This is a genomic window from Geothrix fuzhouensis (genome assembly GCF_024609325.1).
Taxonomy (GTDB): domain Bacteria; phylum Acidobacteriota; class Holophagae; order Holophagales; family Holophagaceae; genus Geothrix; species Geothrix fuzhouensis.
The window spans coordinates 70,911-88,616 of sequence record NZ_JANHMQ010000003.1 but is presented as its reverse complement, the minus strand read 5'-3'; the positions used below and the strand labels follow the sequence as shown (position 1 = coordinate 88,616).

Sequence of the window (17,706 nt, the reverse complement as noted above, 5' to 3'; positions counted from 1 at the left end):
GATGTCGCATGCCCGCGTTCCTCAGCCGGTTCCGCATCGCCGCCAAGCTCTGGCTGGGCTACAGCGCCGTGGCGGCGATCCTGGCGGGGTTGGCCCTGATCCTGCTCGGCATCCTCCATCAGGAAGAAGCTCAGGCCCTCCGGATCTTCGAAAACCGCCTAGTGCCCGTGCGCCAATTGAAGATCGTATCGGACGCCTACGGCATCCGCATCCTCTTCGCCGCCCGGCAGGTGCGAGGCGGCACCCTGGAACCTGCCGAGGGGCTCGCGAGGGTGCGCGCCGCCCGGCAGGAGGCGGGCCGCCAGTGGGCGGCGTTCAAGGCCTCGGCCCCGGCCCAGACGGATGCCGAGGTGCTCGCCCGCATGGACGGCCTCACGGGCTATGTGGCGAAGGATCTCGACCGCTTGGAGCAGCTCCTGGCCGAAGGGCGGCTGCCGGAGCTCGGACGGTTCGTGGACGACGACCTGCTGCCGGAGATCCTGCCGCTCACGAACCTTCTGGCGGGTCTGGTGCAGGCGCAGGAGGATGCCGCCCAGCAGACCATGGAGGAGATGGCGGCCCGGGCCCAGCGGACCCGGGCCTGGTCCTACGCCATGATCCTGGCGGGCCTGGCCACGGCCCTGGCCCTGGGCTACCTGATCACCCGGGATCTCTCCGGAAGCATCCGGGGGGTGGTGGATCAGGTGCGCCGCGCCGCCGGGGGCGACCTGATGGCCCGAGTGGAGACCAAAGGGCGGGACGAACTCGCGGACATGGGGCGTGAGCTGAACCGCATGATCGCGCGGCTGCGGGATACCATCCATGCCCTGGCCGAACGGGAGGCCAGCGAGCGGGCGGTGCTGGAAAACGCGCGGGTGGCCATCGTCGTCCGGGACAACGAGGGGGTGGTGCGCCGCTTCAACCCCTATGCCGAAGATCTCCTGGGCTACCGCGCCGAGGAGGTGATCGGGCAAAGTTCGGCGATCTGGCTTGATCCCCAGGAGGTGGCGGCTCGCACCCAGGCATTGACTCCGCACGACGGGCGGCCGCTGGTTTCAGACATTGAGGTCATCCGGTTGTTAACGGGTGCCGGTCCAGATCAGCGGGAATGGACCTTCGTGGCCCGGGATGGGCGGCGCATCCCCATGCTGGTGGCCCTTTCCCGTGTGGTGGGGGCAGCGGGAGAACAGGTCGGCTACCTGAGCGTCGCGTCAGACCTGTCGGAACGGAAGGCCCTGGAGGCCGACCTGCGGGCCAGCGAGGCGCGGGCCCAGCTGGCCAATCGGGCGAAGAGCGCGTTCCTCTCCAACATGAGCCATGAGCTGCGGACGCCGCTGAACGCCATCCTCGGCTATACCCAGCTCATGGCGCGCCGTCCAGGACGCAGCGCGGAAGACCACGACCAGCTGGGGCGGATCCTGGGGGCCGGCGAGCACCTGCTGACCCTCATCAACGACGTGCTGTCACTAAGCAAGATCGAATCGGGCAGTCTCGAGGTGCGCACAGCCTCCTTAGGTACGGTGGCCCTGCTGGAGGGCGTGCTGGACATGCAGCGGATCCGGGCCGGGGCCAAAGGCCTGGAGCTGCGATTAGAGGTAGACCACGCCCTCCCGGCCTACCTTGAGGGCGACGCCGCCAAACTCCGGCAGATCCTGGTGAACCTGCTGGGCAACGCGGTGAAGTTCACCCAGCGCGGGTCGGTGGTCCTCCGGGCCGGGTACGCCTCGGGACGGGCCACCTTCGCCGTGGCCGACACAGGTCCCGGGATCTCCGAGGAGGACCAGCGCCAACTCTTCCAGGCCTTCTTCCAGGCCGCCAGCCAGCCGCTCGCCGCGGAAGGCACGGGTCTGGGGCTCCACATCAGCCGTTCCCTGGTGCACCTCCTGGGTGGGGAATTGCATCTCGAAAGCCGCCTTGGTGAGGGCAGTCGGTTCAGCTTCAGCCTGCCCATGACCGAGGGGGAGGCCCCGCTGGAACTGGAGGGTGGCGGCCAGGTCATCAGCCTTGAACCAGGGCAGCGCCCCACGAAGATGCTCGTGGTCGATGATCGGCCCGAGAACCGGGACCTCCTCGCCCAGCTGCTGGTCTCTGTAGGATTCCAAGCCATTACCGCCGCTGATGGCGTCGAGGCCCTGGAACTCTGGGAACGCCAGCGCCCGGACCTGATCTGGATGGACCTGCGCATGCCCCGCATGAGTGGCTTCGAGGCGCTCCAGATCCTGCGGGGAAGGGAACTGGAGCAGAACCTGTCCCACACCTCCGTGGTGGCGATTTCCGCGAGCGTCATCGACCTGGACCGCGAGACCCTTCGCAAGTCAGGGTTCGACGACTTCCTCGGCAAGCCGTTTCGTGAATCCCAGCTCTTCGAAGTGGCGGGCCGCCTGCTGGGACTGCGCTTCCTGACCCGGGAACCCGAAGGCGCGCCCCCAGCTTCCGGCGACCTGGCCAGTCTGAAGCTTCAGCCCGAGGACTGGCAGGCCGATCTAAAGAATGCAGTTCTGATCGGCGATACCGAGGCGGCCCTGGCCTTGGTCAACCAGTTGGAGGCCCACCCCATCGCCGAGGGGCTCCGGCACCTGCTTCGGAACTACAAACTCCAGGAACTGCTTGATGCTTTGAACGGATGAATTCGGAGATCGACATGCTGGTGCCCCAGGGCGACATCCTCATCGTGGACGACAATGCGGCCAACCTCGACCTGCTGGGGGCGGTGCTGCGGGAGCGGGAGTACCGGGTGAGAGCTGTGCCGTCCGGCGCCATGGCCCTGGAAGCGGCCCGCCGCCACCCGCCCGAACTGGTCATGCTCGATGTGAACATGCCGGGCATGGACGGCTACGAGACCTGCGAGGCCTTCAAGAAGGAGCCGGTGCTGGCCCGCATCCCCATCATCTTCATCAGTGCCCTGGACGATCCGCTGGACAAGGTGAAGGCCTTCCGAGTGGGCGGCCGCGACTACGTGACCAAGCCCTTCAGTGCCGAGGAGGTGCTGGTGCGGGTGGAGCATCAGGTGAACCTGGGCCGGCTCCAGCGGGAGTTGGAGATCCAGAACCAGAACCTGCTGGATGCCAATCTCAAGCTGAAGGAGGTGAACACCCTCAAGACCAACTTCACCACCATGCTGGTGCACGATCTCCGCTCGCCGCTCACCGTCCTCGGGCTCGTCCTCGAAAAACTTCGGGGCGGGGGCGTGGTTCGCGACGACACGCTGGGCAAGGCCGAAGACTCCTGCACGCGGATCAAGAACCTGCTCGACGAGATGCTGGAGATCTACCGCAGCGACACCGGGCAGATTCCCATGGAGTTCAGTGAGATCCACCCGGCACCTTGGCTGGCGGCCCTGCTGGGTCAGTACCACCTGCGCGCGGCCTCGGCTGGCGTGGAATTCCAGGTGGCGATCCCCGAGAGTCTGCCCGTGTTGCGAGGCGACCAGCTGAAACTGGACCGGGCTCTGGTGAACCTGGTGGACAACGCCTTCAAGTTCACCTCCCGGGGCGGGGCCGTGCGGGTGGAGGCCGGGATCGAATTCGGCTCTGGCGTGGAGGCGGGCCTGCGGTTCCTCCGACTCTCCGTGATCGACACGGGGCGCGGCATTCCGGCGGGAGACCTCCCCTTCATCTTCGACCCCTTCCGGCAGACCGAGCGCAGCGATGCCAGCCAGGGCGTGGGACTGGGGCTGGCCATCGTCCAGCGCCTGGTGGCCGCGCACCGGGGGCAAATCCGCGCCCAGAGCCAGGTGGGCTTTGGGTCGAACTTCAGCATCCTCCTCCCCTGCTGACGGCCGCCCGCCACGAAGGCACAATAGGGGGTTCCCTGGAGCCCCCCCATGCGCTTCCTCCCCGCCCTTATGCTTGGTATCCCCCTCATGGCCCAGGCCATCTCCCCCCTTCAAGACCGGGCCGACCGCTTCCTCAAGCTGGTGAACGCCGGCTACCAGTCCCTCTACTACGTGAACCAGGAGGCCACCTGGGCTGCCTCCACGGATGTGAAGCCGGAGCATGACGCCGCCGCCGAGTGGGCGGGCAAGGCCTTCGCCGCCTTCAACGGCAACCCCATGGTGATCACCGAGGCCAAGGAGCTGCTCACGCACCGGACGGAGCTCGATGAGAAGACCGTGCGCCAGCTGGAGCGGGTGCTGCTCATGCCCTACGGCGCCGAGGGGCCCATGACCAAGCCCAAGCTCGTCGCCGAGCGCATCGAGGCGGAGACGAAGCAGGTCTCGCTCATGAACGGCTACCAGTTCAAGGTGGGCGGCCGGCCCGTCAGCGCCAACGACATCGACAACAAGCTCGCCTCCAGCCGCGACCTGGCCGAGCGCCGCATGTGGTGGGAGGCCAGCAAGGAGATTGGCATCCCCCTGAAGGACGGTCTGGTGCGTCTGCGCGACCTCCGCAACGGCGTGGCCCAGGAGCTGGGCTACCCCGACTACTTCGCCCTCCAGGTGGCCCGCTACGGCCTCACCACCGACGAGATGATGGCCTTCAACCGGAAGTTCCTGGCCGAGCTGAAGCCCCTCTACTTGCAGCTCCACACCTGGGTGAAGTACGAGATGGCGAAGAAGTACGGCCAGCCCGTGCCCAAGGCCATCCCCGCCCACTGGATCAACAACCGCTGGAGCCAGAACTGGACCGGGTTCGTCAGCGCCGTGGACCTCGATCCCTACTTCAAGGGCTGGCAGCCCGAGCGCATCGTGAAGACCGCCGAGGCGTTCTACGTGGGCCTGGGTTTCGAGCCGCTGCCCGCCAGCTTCTGGGCCAAGTCCGACCTCTACCCCGTGAAGGCCGGCGATCCCCGCAAGAAGAACGCCCACGCCTCCTGCTGGCATCTGGACCTGGACCACGACATCCGCTCCCTGATGAGCGTGGAGCCCAACGCCGAGTGGTTCGAGACGGTGCACCACGAGCTGGGCCACGGCTACTACTTCCTGAGCTACACCCGGCCCGACGTGCCGCCCCTCCTGCGGGACGGCGCCAACCCCAGCTTCCACGAGGGCGTGGGCGAGCTCATCGCCATGGCCACCCGGCAGATCCCGTACCTGAAGACCGCGGGCGTGCTGCCGGCGGACTACAAGGTCGACCAGATGCAGGTGCTGCTCAACGACGCGCTGGAGGTGGCCATCCCCTTCATGTACTGGTCCTGCGGCACCATGCCCGAGTGGGAGGCGGAGTTCTACGGCAAGAACATGCCCGCCGACCAGATGAACGCCCGCTGGTGGAAGCTCGTGCGCGACGAGCAGGGTGTGGAGCCGCCCAGCCCGCGCGGCGAGCAGTTCTGCGACGCCGCCACCAAGACCCACATCAACGACAACCCTGCCTACTACTACAGCTACGGCTGGGCCACGGTCTTCAAGTTCCAGATGCACGACCACATCGCGCGGAAGATCCTCCACCAGGATCCCCGCAGCTGCAACTACGCCGGTAACAAGGAGGTGGGTGCCTTCCTGAAGAAGATCCTCGAGAAGGGCGCCACCGAGGACTGGCGGAAGGTGCTGAAGGAGGCCACGGGCGAGGACCTCTCCACCCGCGCCATGATGGACTACTTCAAGCCTCTGATGGCCTGGCTGCAGGAGCAGAACAAGGGCCGCCAGATCGGCTGGGATTGAATCGATGACGGAGACTGTGCCCCAGGCCCGGGTGGTCAAGTCCCTCACCAAGGACCGCCACATCCGGCTGTCCTCGGTGGACGCCAGCCCCCTGTGGGACGGCGTGCGGCGGGCCCATCCGCATCTGGATCCGGCCGCCTGCGCCTGCCTCACAGAGCTGCTCACGTCCACGGCCCTGCTCCAAGGCCGCACGCTCTTTGCCGAGCGCCTGCAGCTGCTGGTGAAGGGCTCGGGCCGGGCCAAGGCCGTGGTGACCGACAGCTGGCCGGATGGCACCATCCGGGGCGTCCTGGACCCGGGACCCGAGCAGGCTGAGGCTTGGATCCTGGGCCCGGGGGTCTTCCAGGTGATGCGTTCCAATGCCTCGGGCCAGCCCTATGTGGGTCATCTCCCCCTGGTGGAAGGTGGCATCCAGGTCCAAGTGGAGCATTACCTCCAGCAGTCGGAGCAGATCCAGGCCAGCCTCACCCTGTGGTGCGATTCAGGCACTGGCGAGGCCGGGGGCCTGCTGGTGGAACCCCTGCCGGACTGCCCTCCGGAACGCCTGGCTCGGCTTGTCCAGGCCATCGAAGGCCTGGAGGTGGTGCCTTTCTGGGAACGCACACCGGACTTCCTGGCCACCTGGGTGTCCCAGGGTCAGGGTGCCGATGACCTGGTGGCCACGGAGATCTTCTACCGCTGCCGCTGCACGCGCGAAGCACTGCTGGAAACCCTGCGCCGGTTTCCGGAAGCTCAGAAGGAGGATCTGTTCCACGAGCCCGGTCCGGTGGAGGTCCGCTGCGACTACTGCGGAACAATGTACCCCATCACGCGCGACGACCTGCTGCCGGGCGGCGCCTGATGGGCGCTCGCATCGCCATCGCCGAGCGGGGGCGACCGCTCGGCTCGCCTGTGTCCGTCTGGCTGAACTTCCGGGTGGTGCCTTTCCTGGTGGCGGGCCTCACCAAGCTCTGGTCCTACACCTTGCGGGTCCGCCGCGAAGGCTTCGAGGCCGTGGAGAGCCTGGTGGAAAGTGACCAGCGCTTCATCCTCGCCTTCTGGCACCGCCGCCTCTTCATGATGCCCCTGGCCTATCCGTTCCGTCGCCGGAACGCCGAAGGGGAGACCCGCGGCGTGGCCATCCTTTCCAGCGACAGCAAGGACGGCGAACGCAGCGCCGCCACCTGGCGCTGGTTCGGCATCCACGCCGTGCGCGGCACCGCCAGTGAGGATGGTGCCAGGGCCCTGGTGCGCATGATCCAGGCCGTGAAGCACGGTTGGGACTTCGGCATCACGCCCGACGGCCCCCGCGGCCCCCTCATGGCGCTCAAGCCCGGCACCGTGGCCCTGGCCCGCAAGACCGGCGCCTGGATCGTTCCCGTGAGCCTCGCCTACGACCACAGCTTTGAACTGAAGACCTGGGACCGCATGGTGATCCCCTATCCCTTCGCCACCTGCATCATTCGCTACGGTGAGCCGTACCAGGTTCCACCGAAGGCGGAGGATGGCGCTGAAGCCGCTAGGCTTCAGCGCGAGATGGACGAACTGGAAGCGTGGGCGGAGGGGATCAAGCATGTCTGAACTCGCCGTCGTCTCCCTCTCCGGCGGCATGGACAGCTGCGTCACCGCCGCCATCGCCAAGGCCCAAGGCTTCGAGCTGGCCCTGTTGCATGCGGACTACGGCCAGCGTACTCAAGATCGCGAAAGGCAAGCCTTTCACGATATCGCGGACTTCTACGAAGTCCACGCTTCCAGGCGCTTGGTGATTGGTTTCGACACCCTCAAGACCATCGGCGGCTCGGCGCTCACGGACACTTCCATCGCCCTGCCTGAGGGTGAGCTGGACCGCCCGGGCGTACCCGTGAGCTACGTGCCCTTCCGCAACGCGCACCTGCTGGCCACCTGCGTGAGCTGGGCTGAGGTGCTGGGCGCGACCGCCATCTTCGTCGGCTTCGTGGAGGAGGACAGCAGCGGCTACCCCGACTGCCGCGAGGTCTTCCTGCGCAGCTTCGAGCAGACCGCCAACCTCGGCACCAAGCCCGAGACGCGCCTCGCCTTCCACGCGCCCCTCATCCACCTCCGCAAAGCCGAGATCGTGCGGAAGGGCCGCGACCTGGGCGCCCCCCTGCACCTGAGCTGGTCCTGCTACCAGGGCGAAACCGAAGCCTGCGGCCACTGCGACTCCTGCCACCTGCGCCTCCGCGGCTTCCAGGAGGCGGGCCTCGTCGATCCGATCCCCTACGCGTTCATCCCCGAGGGGCTGCGGCCCTGAGAGCCCGCTAGGCTCGCTTGACCACCAGCGTGTCTTCCAGAACCAGGGCATCGAGCCCAGTCCCCAGGAAGCACCGGATGGCGTCCTCCGGAGAGCAGACGATGGGCTCGCCTCGCACGTTGAACGAGGTGTTCAGCAGGATCGGCACACCGGTGCGCCGACCCTGGCGCGAGAGGAGGTCCCAGTAGCGGGGGTTGGCCTCCCGCCGCACCACCTGCACCCGGGACGTGCCGTTCACGTGGACCACGGCGGGGATCTCCGGGGCACGCCCGGGGCGGGTCTTCACGGCCAGGGTCATGTGCTCGTACTGATCCAGGTTCCGCAGGTGGAAGAAGGCATCCGCGCCTTCCGCGGTGACGGAGGGGGCGAAGGGGCGGAACTCCTCGCGCTTCTTCACGGCCCGGTTGACGCGGTCCTTCATGTCCGGGCGCCGGGGATCGGCGAGGATCGAGCGGTTGCCCAGGGCCCGCGGTCCGAATTCCATGCGGCCCTGGAACCAGCCCACCACCTGCCCCGTGCCGATCAGGTCGAGGGTGCGGTCCAGAAGGTCTTCCGGGCGCTCCCAGGCGAGGGCTGAGGCGTGGGCTTGGAGGGCCCTCTCGATCTCGTCCGCCGTGAAGGCCGGCCCCAGGTAGGGGGTCGCCATCCGACCCTGCGGCACGGCACCACGGCGTCGGCGCTCGGCCACCAGGGCGGCGCCCAGGGCCGCGCCGGGGTCGCCCGCGGCGGGCTGCACGAACATGCGGTCGAACAGCCCGCAGCGATCCAGCACGCCGTTCAGGCTGCAGTTCAGGGCCACACCGCCGGCGAGGCAGAGGTGGCGCGTGTGGTGGGCGGCCTCGACGGGCTCGATGAGCCGGAGCACGGCTCGCTCCAGGGCCTTCTGCAGGCCTGCCGCCAGGGCCATGTGCCGAGCCTCGATGGGATCTTCCGGCTGACGCGCCGGGCCCAGCTGCCGGCTCCAGCGCACGGTGCGGCTGGCCGGCTCCTTGAGCAGGGCCGGGATGGTGAAGCGCGCGTTCCCCTCCCATTGGAGCTGGCCCTCGAAGAAGGGCAGGTAGGTGTCGTCGCCTTCGCCGTAGGCGGCGAGGCCCATGACCTTGTACTCGTCCTCGATGGGCTCGAACCCAAGGAAATGCGTGCCGAAGGCGTAGAGCAGGCCCAGCGAGCTGGTGGTGGGCAAGGACAGAAGAAGTCGGAGGTTGGGACCCTCGCCCAGATAGAGGCTGAAGGAGGCGGATTCGCCGTTGCCGTCCATGACGAGCACCAGGCTCCGTTCGAAGCCGGAAAGGTAGTAGGCGCTGGCCGCGTGGCCCAGATGGTGATCCACGGTCACTAGGTTCGGGAAGGTTTCCCGGAACGCGCCGGCGGCCTCGCGGGTCCGCTGGTACTCCGCCCGGATAGCCTGTTCCACCCGGGGATCGGCACCGCCCGTGGCCTGGAGATGCCGGCGAAGGTGGTCGTCGTTCAGATCGAGGTAATGGGCTGTGGGGAGCTGCGCGACAGAGATGCCGGCGGCCTCGGCGCAGGCCTGGGCCGCGCGCGCAGGCAGACCCATGGTGTGCTTGAAGCGGCTCAGGCGCTCCTCCTCCACCGCGAAGACCGCCTGGCCCTCATGGACCAGCACCGCCGCCGCGTCGTGGCCGATGTCGCCGACTGGCAAAGGCACGTCCGGGTGCCGCCGGGCGTTCTCCCGGATGTGCCGGAAGGCGTGGAGGTCATAGCCTGGGAGGCCGCTGAGGCCGAGTTGGAAAGGCATGGATACCAAGGAGAAAGGACTGTCGCCACGCCAATGGTATCGTTTGACGAGGCTACCCAACCGTGATCCTGGACACGGAAAGGCGCTCAGAATAAGGCCGTCCATGCGCGTCACCCTCGTCCACCCCTCAGGATTCAACTTTGTCCCCGGTCAGCCGGATTTCTCGGTGCTGGCGAACCGCCTCGCGCCCGTGGGCATCCTGTCGCTGGCGGCCTGGCTGGAGCAGCACGGCCATCCCACGGCGGTGCACGACTGCCTCGGGCCTCAAGCCCCGACCCGCCTGGAGGACCAGGTGGTCCGGATCCTGGCCACGTGGCCGGACCTGGTGGGCTTCTCGGCCACCACTTCGGGGTTCATGGATGCCGTGGACCTGGCGGCCCTGCTGAAGGCCGCGCGGCCCGATCTGCCCATCGTGGTGGGGAATGCCCACGCATCAAGCCTGGGCGCGCCGTTGCTGGAGAGCTTCCCCGAACTCGACTACCTCTGCCTGGGGGAAGGCGAGGGGCCGCTGCTGGACCTGGCGGAGGGGAAGCCCCCGGCCGAGATCCCGAACCTGGTCTGGCGCGACAGGGACCGCATCGTCACGAACCCGCGACGCCCCCGCATCCTCGATCTGGACGAGCTGCCCTTCCCGGCCTACGAGAAGCTGGCGGGCTTCCCCAGGGGCTATCACCTGCCCCTCTTCAGCTACGTGAAGCGGTACGGGGCCACGATGATCACCTCGCGGGGTTGCCCCTACACCTGCTCCTTCTGCGACCGCACGGTGTTTGAGCACCAGTACCGCTTCCACAGCCCGGCCTACATCCACGCCCACATGAAGCACCTGCGGGACCGTTTCGGTGTCCGCCACATCAACTTCTACGACGACCTCTTCACGGCCCACCAGGGCCGCATCACCGAGCTGTGCCAGCGCCTCCTCGACGAACCCCTGGGCATGGACTTCAACTGCATCATCCGCACGGGCCACACCTCGGTGGAGCTGCTGCAGCTGCTGAAACGGGCCGGCTGCATCATGGTGAGCCTCGGCGTGGAAAGCGCCGATCCGGGCATGATGGCGCGCCACAAGGCGGGGGTGACCTTGGAATCGGTGCGCGACACCGTGGAGAAGGTCCACGCCGCCGGCCTGCGGGCCAAGGGGCTGTTCATCTTCGGCCTGCCCGGGGAAACGCCGGAGACCTTCCAGCGCACCAGCGATTTCATCCTCTCGCTGGACCTGGATGACATGAACCTCACCAAGTTCAGTCCCCTGCACGGCGCGCCGCTCTGGGCCGAGTGTGTCGCCGGCACGGATGGCGATTTCATCGAGGACTGGCGGCTGCTCAACTGCGTCAACCCGGTCTTCCGACCCGCAGGGTTTGCCTCGAGGGCCCAGATGGAAGAGCTCTACAACGGGCACATCAAACGCTTCTACAGCAGCGAGGGCTATCGCCACCGCTTCGGGCGACGCCTGTGGGAGCACCGATGGAGCCTGTGGCACCTGCTCCGCCACCTGCCCCAGACCCTCGCCGCCAAGCGCTACTTCGGCTCCAAGGGAGACGCCGGAGCCGGCACCTACACGTGCCACCCCCGACAGCCCGTGGGCCTGAAGCCCATGCCCCTGGGCCGGTGAGGGTAATCTGGAGGGCCGCACGTCCTTATTCCTCCGGATGACCCATGGCCACCAAGAAACACACCAAGCCCACGAAGCCCACGCTCCCCGACCAGCTGCCGACCTACGTGGTGACCCGCCCCACAGGGAAGCTCGACACCTTCACCAGCCCCCGGCCGGGACGGCCCTTCACCATCACCTTCGAGACCGAAGAATTCACCTGCCTCTGCCCGCTCACGGGCCAGCCGGACTTCGCCAAGCTGCGCATCCTCTACCAGCCCGACCAGCTGTGCGTGGAGTCCAAGTCCCTCAAGCTCTACCTCTGGAGCTTCCGCGACCAGGGCGCCTTCCACGAAGCCGTCACCAACCAGATCCTCGACGACCTGGTGAAAGCGACGAAGCCCCAGTGGATGCGCATCGAGGGCGACTTCCTCATCCGCGGTGGCATCCGGACGCTGGTCGTGGCGGAGCACGGGAAGAAGCAGTGACTTCATGAAGGCCGTCATCGCCCTCGGCTCGAACCTCGGTGACCGCCGGGCGCACCTGGCGGCGGGGCTGGCGGCGCTGCGGACGCTGGGGGCGGTGGTGCCCTCGCCGCTGGTGATGGAGACACCGGACGAATCGGGCCGCGGGCCCGCCTACCTCAACACGGTGGCCATCCTGGTGACGGAGGAGGCGGATCCGTGCCGCCTCCTGGAGGCCCTGCTGCGCCTGGAACTGGCGAACGGCCGCGACCGTAGCGCGGGCCGGAACGCGCCCCGCACGCTCGATTTGGATCTCATCACCACGGATGGTCCGCCGGGAAGCTGGACCTGGGAGGCACCGGAAGACCTGCGTGTGCTCAGCCCCGAACTGAGCCTGGAACTGCCCCACCCCCGCGCCTTCAATCGGCCTTTCGTGCTGGAGCCCTGGCGCGCCCTGTCCGACCCCGGAACCTGCAGCGGGGTCATTCCAAAAGAGAAAGAGCATTAACCGCAGATGTCGCAGATGGCCGCAGATAAAGAATGCTTTTCATCTGCGTGAATCTGCGACATCTGCGGTTAAACATCAGTCCTGATTTTACTTCGTCCACTTCTCGCACCAGCCCAGCACGGTGTCGTACCAGAGCTTGCTGTTCTGGGGCTTGAGGACGAAGTGGAACTCGTCGGGGAAGTAGAGCAGCTCGCTGGGGACACCGCGGAGCTGGAGGGTGTTGAAGAGCTGGAAGGCTTCGCCCACGGGCACGCGGTAATCCTGTTCGCCGTGGACGACGAGCATGGGCTTCTTGAAGTTGGCGGCGCCGCTGCTGGGGCTCTGGGCCTGCCAGCGGGCCTTGGTCTCCGGGTTCTCCCAGGGCCAGCCCTTGAACTCCCAGCGGGGGAACCACAGCTCCTCGCTGCCCAGTTGCATGCTCTCCGTGTTGTAGATGCCGGCATGGGTCACGAAGGCGGCGAAGCGATCCGCCTCGTGCCCGGCCAGCCAGTTGGTGGCGTAGCCCCCGTAGCTGCCGCCAGCCGCCACCACCCGCTTGGGGTCGGCGTTGGGGAACTGCTTGAGGACGGCGTCCAGGGTATTCATGAGGTCGGTCATGACGGCGCCGTTCCAGTCGCCGCTGATGGCGTCGCAGTAGGCCTGGCCGAAACCCGTCGACCCGCGGGGATTGGGCAGCACGGTGATGAAGCCGCGGCCGGCCCAGGCCTGCGCGTTCCACCGGGGGTGCCAGCTGTCGGCCCAGGCGCCCTGAGGCCCGCCGTGGATGACGAAAGCCACGGGGTAGGACTTCTTGGGATCGAAGCCCACGGGCTTCACCACGAAGGCGTGGGTCTTGGTGGCCTTTCCGTTCACGGGCAGGGTGTCCACCCAGAGATCCTCGCCGGGGTTCAGACCCAGCTCCTTGGCCAAGGCCTCGTTGTGGTGCGTGGCGCGGGCCACCTTGCCGGTCTTCAGATCCAGGGTGTAGAGATCCTGGGGCGTGGTGAGGCTGGTGGAGACCAGCACGGCGTGGTCCTTGGCCAGCGTGAATCCCTCAACGTGCAGGCCCGTGCTGAGGCGCTGGAGGGCCTTGCCGTCCCAGCGGAAGAGGTCCGCGTGGCCCTGCTGGTCACTGACGCCCACCAGGTCCTGGCCCTGCCACTGGAAGTCGCCGAAGCTCTGGTCAAAGGCCTGGGTGGTGCGCACAATCTGGCCGGTGGCGCGGTCCATGACCCACAGCTCGAACTTGTCGGACTCGAAGCCGGGGCGGCGCTGGGCGCGCCAGGCCACGAACTTGCCGTCCGGCGAGTAGCGGGGCGTGGTGTCCATGGCCGGGTTGTCGGAGAGCTTCTTCGCGGGGCCACCTGCGAGGGCCACCTCGTAGACCTCGCCGTTGGTGCTGGTGGCCTTGGTCTGCTCGGGATGGGTCTCGAAGGCCAAGGCCTTGCTGTCGGGAGCCCAGGCGAAGCCGTCGCCGGCCGCCACATCCGCGAAGTTGGGCACGTCCGTCGTGAGGCCCGCCGTGAGATCCCGGGGTGCGGCGCTGCCGTCGGCGGGCACCACGAAGAGGTGGCTCACCTGCCGGTCGTCCTTCCACTCATTCCAGTGGCGGTACATCAGGTGGGTGATGACCCGGGCCTTGACCTTGTTCTCCTCCTGCTGCTTCAGGTAGGCCGCGTTCTCCGCGTCGTTGCCTGAAGGCACCGTGGTGGAGAGGAAGGCCAGCCACTTGCCGTCCGGGCTCCACACCTGGCCTTCGGCGCCGCCGCTCAGCCTGGTGAGCTGATGCTTTTCCTTGGTGCCCAGGTCCACGATCCAGACCTGGCCGCCGAACTGGTAGGCCAGCTTCTTGCCATCGGGGCTGAAGCGGGGCCGGCTCTGGCTGCCTGTGCCCAGATCCAGGGCCTTCGGCGCGCCGCCGGTGGGCTCGTACCAGATGTGGGTGGTGGACTTGTTGGCCTGGAAGTCGACGGCGCTCACCTGGTAGGCCAGGGCACCGACGGCAGACAACTGGGGGTCCGTGACGCGCTTGACCTTGAACAGGTCATCCACCTGCATGGGGCGCGAAGCGAGCAGGGCCACGGAAACCGTGAAGAGGAGTGCGGTGCGCATGGGTACTCCAGGAATCAGTATTCGGACAGCAGGTACCGGGCGATCACGGTGCGCTGGATCTCGCTGGTGCCTTCACCGATGGTGCAGAGCTTCACGTCCCGGTAGTACTTCTCCACCGGATAGTCCTTGATGTAGCCGTAGCCGCCGAGGATCTGCACGGCCTGGTCCGCCACGCGGCAGGCCACTTCGGAGCTGTAGAGCTTGGCCATGCTGGCGGCCTTGGCGTAAGGCAGACCCTGGTCCTTCAGGCCCGCGGCCCGGTAGATGAGCAGGCGGGCGGCCTCGATCTCCGTGCCCATGTCCGCCAGCTTGAACTGGATGCCCTGGTGATCGGCCAGGGGGTGCCCGAAGGTGTGGCGGATCTTGCTGTAGCGGAGGGCTTCCTCGAAGGCGCCCTGGGCCATGCCGAGGCCCAGAGCCCCGATGCTGATGCGGCCGCCGTCCAGGGTCTTCATGGCCTGCTTGAAGCCCACGCCGTCCTCACCCAGGAGGTTGGCCTCGGGCACCTTGACGTCCTCCATGATCAGCTCGGAGGTGTCGCTGGCCCGCAGGCCCAGCTTGTTCTCCTGCTTGCCGGCCCGGAAGCCGTTCATGCCTTTTTCCAGCACGAAGGCACTGATGCCGTCGGCGCTGCTGCGGCCAGGCTCGGCGGGCCGGGTGCGGGCCATCACCACGAAGATGTCGCCCACGGTGCCGTGCGTGATGAAGGTCTTGGTGCCGTTCAGGATGTAGTGGGAGCCCTCCTTCTTCGCGGAGGTGCGCAGGGAACCCGCATCGCTGCCCGAGCCCGGTTCTGTGAGCCCCCAGGCGCCGATGGCCTGGCCGCTGGCAAGCGGCTTCAGGTAGGCCTGCTTCTGGGCCTCGCTACCCATGGTGTAGATGTGGTTGCTGCACAGGCTGTTGTGGGCGGCCACGGTGATGCCCACGGAGCCGTCCACCCGGGACAGTTCCTCCACCACCACGGCGTATTCCTGGTAGCCCATGCCGGCGCCGCCGTACTCCTCGGGGAAGATGACGCCCATCATGCCCATCTCACCCAGCTGCTTGACCACATTCATGGGGAAGGTCTTGGCCTCATCCCAGGCCATGACGTGGGGCCGGATCTCCTTTTCCGCGAATTTGCGGACTTCCTGGCGCAGGGCCTCGACGTGCTCGGGGAGCGTGACATCCATGGAGACCTCAGTTCAGCGAAGGGTGGCGACAGGGGTGGGGGTGGCACGGGTAAGGAGCTGCTTTTTGCGGAGCAGAGCCTCGGCCTCGGGCATCACCTCCAGGGCCTTGAGAATCACCGGATCCTTCACGCACTGGAGCTTGAAACCGGCTTCCACACCGAACGCGACGTTCTGCATTTCGATGGAGAGCTGCTCGCGCATGGCCTCCAGGTTGTCGGCCCACTCCTTGTCGCTGATGGGGAGCTTCTGCTCCAGGGCCCAGGCGCGGAACCGCGCCATCACCACGTCATCGGCGGACTCGCCGGGGCGGATGCCGAAGTGCTCTTTCTCCTGCACGGCGTAGCGGAAGAAGGCGGACTGGCGGAAACGGAGGTTGATCATGAACTCGTTGAGCCGGATCAGGGGAAGCCGATAGTCCGGGTTGATGCCGCCTCCGCCGTAGACCGTGCGCCCCAGGTCGGTCTTGAAGGCCGGACCCTCAGTCTTGGGATCCTTTTCCTCGTCGGGGTTGTAGTAGTCGTCCAGGCCGTGGGTGTAGTCGCGCTGGATGCTGCGGCCCGAGGGGGTGTAATAGCGGGCCGTGGTCAGCGCCAGGCCCCGGGAGCGGTTGATGGGCAGCACGCTCTGGACAAGGCCCTTGCCCCAGCTGGTCTGGCCTACCACGAGGCCGCGGTCGTGGTCCTGCACGGCGCCGGTGACGATCTCGCTGGCGCTGGCGGACCCGCGGTTGATGAGGACCACCAGGGGGAAGGGGTCAAGCTGGGCGCCCTTGCTGGTGCGCGTCTGGTTCTCGTCCCGGCCGTCCCGGCCCTTCTGGCTGACGATGAGCTGGTCAGGGCCCAGGAGCTGGCGGCAGATGCCAATGGCCGCGTCGAGCACCCCGCCGCCGTTGCCGCGGAGGTCGAGGATGAGCTGCTTCATGCCCTGCTTCTTGAGGGCGGCCACGGCCTTCTCGAACTCGTCGGAGGTGGTCTCGCCGAAATCCTTGATGAGGATGAGGCCCGTGGTGGGGGCCAGCATGAAGCTGTAATAGACGCTGTTGGTGGGGACTTCGGCCCTGGGAATGGAGAAACGCAGCAACCCCGCGATGCCGGACCGCTGGATGGCGAGCTCCACCAGGGCGCCCTTCTCGCCACGGAGCTTCTGGAGGGCGGCGTTGGAGGTCATTCCTTCGGTGCTCGTGCCGTCGATTTCCTTGATGATGTCGCCGGAGCGGATGCCCATGCGCTCGGCGGGCCCGCCCTTCATGGGGCTGATGATGGCGATGCCCTGGTCGTGCTGCTGGATGATGGCCCCGATGCCATAGAAGGAGCCCTTCTGTTCCTCGCGAAGCAGGCGGAACTCGCTCTCGTCCATGTAGTTCGAGTGGGGATCCAGGGTGTGGAGCATGCCCTGGATGGTGGCGTGGGTGATCTGGCGGGGGGTGGGGGGCTCCGGGCTCTGCTTCTGCACCAGATCCATGACCTCGGTCAGGGTCTCCAGGCTCCGCTGGCGCGCGCCTTCCGCGCCGGATCGGGCCAGCAGGGGCCCTGCCACGGCCACCGTGGCGGCCATCACCATCCACATCCAATTGCGCTTGAGGAAACGGGCCATGAGGCTCCCGGGGAGAATGTCTCCAGGATACGCCCGCACCGTTCCGGGGGCGAATGGTGGTTCTTCTAGAAACCCTCGAGGATTCTCCGGGCCTCGGGCGCCATGCGCTCCCGGCTGGCCCGGGTGGCGTAGATCACGCTTTCGAATTGCCGGTAGGCGAGTTCGAGGTCGTCATTCAGCACCAGGTAGTCGTACGCATGGTACAGCTCCATCTCGTGGCGGGCGTGCTGCATGCGGATGCGGATCTGCTCGTCCGAGTCCTTGCCCCGGCTGCGCAGGCGCTGCTCCAGGGAAGCGGCCGAGGGCGGCAGGATGAAGATCATGCGGGCATCGGGGATGGCCCGGCGCATGTTGAGGGCGCCGGTGGTCTCGATGTCGAGCAGCACGTCCTGACCCGTGGCCAGCACACCGCTCAGCCAGTCCCGGCCGGTGCCATAGCGATGGCCGTAGATTTGCACCCACTCCACGAAGCCGCCCCCGCGCACCATCGCGTCGAACCGGGCGTCGTCGATGAAGAAGTAGTCGCGGCCGTCCACCTCGCCTGGGCGGGGGCTCCGGGTGGTGAAGGAGATGGAGAAGATCAGGTCCGGCACGGTCCGCACCAGCCGCTGGGTTAGCGTGGACTTGCCCGCTCCCGACGGCGCGGAGACCACGAACACGTTGCCGGGATGCTGGATCAAGGGCCCCTCCTCTTCCCACTTT

General features: G+C 67.2%; 14 protein-coding genes. 9 read left to right on the top strand and 5 right to left on the bottom strand.

The genetic code is table 11. The features are described from left to right. Window positions 1–8 precede the first annotated feature (8 nt). Genes NOV74_RS11800 through queC form a run of 6 tightly spaced genes read left to right on the top strand, consistent with a single transcriptional unit; the run spans window position 9 to window position 7,829 of the window. The gene (locus tag NOV74_RS11800; RefSeq protein ID WP_257312658.1) at window positions 9–2,606 is read left to right on the top strand and encodes an ATP-binding protein; all 2,598 of its coding nucleotides are present in this window, start codon (window positions 9–11) and stop codon (window positions 2,604–2,606) included. Between the two features lie 14 nt (window positions 2,607–2,620). Then, window positions 2,621–3,754: a hybrid sensor histidine kinase/response regulator gene (locus NOV74_RS11795; RefSeq protein ID WP_257312655.1), complete on the top strand. Its 1,134-nt coding sequence runs from the start codon at window positions 2,621–2,623 to the stop codon at window positions 3,752–3,754. 48 nt (window positions 3,755–3,802) lie between these two features. After that, a complete protein-coding gene (locus NOV74_RS11790; RefSeq protein ID WP_257312651.1) occupies window positions 3,803–5,578 on the top strand; it encodes a M2 family metallopeptidase in 1,776 nt (591 codons plus the stop codon). A 4-nt stretch (window positions 5,579–5,582) separates the two neighbouring features. After that, window positions 5,583–6,419, top strand: coding sequence for an Hsp33 family molecular chaperone HslO (locus tag NOV74_RS11785; protein ID WP_257312650.1), 837 nt, complete (start codon window positions 5,583–5,585; stop codon window positions 6,417–6,419). Then, the gene (locus NOV74_RS11780) at window positions 6,419–7,138 is read left to right on the top strand and encodes a lysophospholipid acyltransferase family protein (protein WP_257312647.1); all 720 of its coding nucleotides are present in this window, start codon (window positions 6,419–6,421) and stop codon (window positions 7,136–7,138) included. Before NOV74_RS11785 ends, NOV74_RS11780 begins: the two co-directional genes overlap by 1 nt. After that, complete coding sequence (queC, locus tag NOV74_RS11775; protein WP_257312644.1) at window positions 7,131–7,829, top strand: 7-cyano-7-deazaguanine synthase QueC; 699 nt, start codon at window positions 7,131–7,133, stop codon at window positions 7,827–7,829. Before NOV74_RS11780 ends, queC begins: the two co-directional genes overlap by 8 nt. Window positions 7,830–7,836: 7 nt before the next feature. On the opposite strand, the gene NOV74_RS11770 is transcribed toward queC, so the two are convergent. Then, window positions 7,837–9,588, bottom strand: coding sequence for a carbamoyltransferase family protein (locus NOV74_RS11770; RefSeq protein WP_257312641.1), 1,752 nt, complete (start codon window positions 9,586–9,588; stop codon window positions 7,837–7,839). 103 nt (window positions 9,589–9,691) lie between these two features. Between NOV74_RS11770 and NOV74_RS11765 the strand changes: the two genes are divergently transcribed. The 3 genes from NOV74_RS11765 (at window position 9,692) to folK (ending at window position 12,148) form a co-directional block, all read left to right on the top strand. Further along, window positions 9,692–11,197, top strand: a complete 1,506-nt coding sequence (locus NOV74_RS11765) for a B12-binding domain-containing radical SAM protein (RefSeq protein ID WP_257312639.1) — start codon at window positions 9,692–9,694, stop codon at window positions 11,195–11,197. Window positions 11,198–11,304: 107 nt separating this feature from the next. Further along, window positions 11,305–11,664, top strand: coding sequence for a preQ(1) synthase (gene queF / locus NOV74_RS11760; protein ID WP_371748451.1), 360 nt, complete (start codon window positions 11,305–11,307; stop codon window positions 11,662–11,664). A 4-nt stretch (window positions 11,665–11,668) separates the two neighbouring features. Beyond that, window positions 11,669–12,148: a 2-amino-4-hydroxy-6-hydroxymethyldihydropteridine diphosphokinase gene (folK, locus tag NOV74_RS11755; protein WP_257312634.1), complete on the top strand. Its 480-nt coding sequence runs from the start codon at window positions 11,669–11,671 to the stop codon at window positions 12,146–12,148. 87 nt (window positions 12,149–12,235) lie between these two features. On the opposite strand, the gene NOV74_RS11750 is transcribed toward folK, so the two are convergent. The 4 genes from NOV74_RS11750 to gmk form a co-directional block, all read right to left on the bottom strand. Beyond that, the gene (locus tag NOV74_RS11750) at window positions 12,236–14,239 is read right to left on the bottom strand and encodes a dipeptidyl-peptidase 5 (protein WP_257312631.1); all 2,004 of its coding nucleotides are present in this window, start codon (window positions 14,237–14,239) and stop codon (window positions 12,236–12,238) included. Between the two features lie 14 nt (window positions 14,240–14,253). Then, window positions 14,254–15,411, bottom strand: coding sequence for an acyl-CoA dehydrogenase family protein (locus NOV74_RS11745; RefSeq protein WP_257312629.1), 1,158 nt, complete (start codon window positions 15,409–15,411; stop codon window positions 14,254–14,256). A gap of 12 nt (window positions 15,412–15,423) precedes the next feature. Next, window positions 15,424–17,004, bottom strand: a complete 1,581-nt coding sequence (locus NOV74_RS11740) for a S41 family peptidase (RefSeq protein WP_257312627.1) — start codon at window positions 17,002–17,004, stop codon at window positions 15,424–15,426. A 65-nt stretch (window positions 17,005–17,069) separates the two neighbouring features. Further along, window positions 17,070–17,684 carry a guanylate kinase gene (gene gmk / locus NOV74_RS11735; protein WP_257312624.1) on the bottom strand — a complete coding sequence of 205 codons (615 nt, stop codon included), beginning with the start codon at window positions 17,682–17,684 and terminating at the stop codon, window positions 17,070–17,072. Between the last annotated feature and the right edge of the window lie 22 nt (window positions 17,685–17,706).